We start from the raw sequence: 838 nt of genomic DNA, 5'->3' as shown, positions 1-838 counted from the left end.
CCCAATCAGCGGCTTGAAGGAGTGAGACTTTCCTGATTCACCGGTGGTGTGGATCAAGGGAGGTGCGTGATGGCGCTGTTCTGGTTGTCTGATGAGGCATGGGCGGCGATCGAGCCGCATCTGCCGAAGAACCAGCCGGGTGCCCGGCGGGTGGATGATCGTCGGGTGATCTCGGGTATCCTTCATGTGCTGAAGGTCGGTTGCCGCTGGTGCGACTGCCCGCCCGATTACGGACCGTCGACGACGATCTACAACCGCTTCAACCGCTGGTCGCATCGCGGCTTCTGGCTGAAGCTGCTCGACGCCCTGGTAGACACCGGCGCGGTCACGAAAAGCACCTCGATCGACAGCACCTACATCAAGGCACAGCGCGCGGCGTTCGGCGCAAAAGGGGGCGCTCGACGCAGGCGATCGGCCGCTCGCGCGGTGGCTGGACCACCAAGGTCCACGCGCTCACCGACGTCATCGGGCGCCCCTATGCGCTGATGCTGACCGCCGGCAACGTCAGCGATGTGAAGGCGGCACCGGCGCTTCTCGAACGCGCCGGGCGCATGCGCTACCTGCTCGGCGACAAAGGCTACGACGCCGACAGGCTGCGGCGCTCGCTGCGCGATGGAGGCGCTGTTCCGGTCATCCCGGGCCGACGCAACCGCAAGCGCACCATCCGCTACGACAAGGACCGCTATCGCGGCCGCCACCTCATCGAAAACGCCTTCTGCCGCCTCAAGGACTTCCGCCGCGTCGCTACCCGCTACGACAAGCTCGCGGCCAACTTCCTCTCAGGCGTCGCGCTCGCAACAGCTATCGCGTTCTGGCTCTGAATGAGTCTCAACCCTAG

Annotated in this window: 1 pseudogene; it reads left to right on the top strand. The window is 65.3% G+C overall.

Annotation, left to right across the window (positions count from 1 at the left end):
- The first annotated feature begins 69 nt into the window (after positions 1-69).
- Positions 70-821: pseudogene (locus tag QP045_RS21455) on the top strand (IS5 family transposase).
- The last annotated feature ends 17 nt before the right edge of the window (positions 822-838 follow it).

It is taken from the genome of Sphingomonas sp. 3-13AW, from assembly GCF_049311085.1.
Classification (GTDB): domain Bacteria; phylum Pseudomonadota; class Alphaproteobacteria; order Sphingomonadales; family Sphingomonadaceae; genus Sphingomonas.
This window is presented reverse-complemented; position numbering and strand designations above follow the sequence as displayed.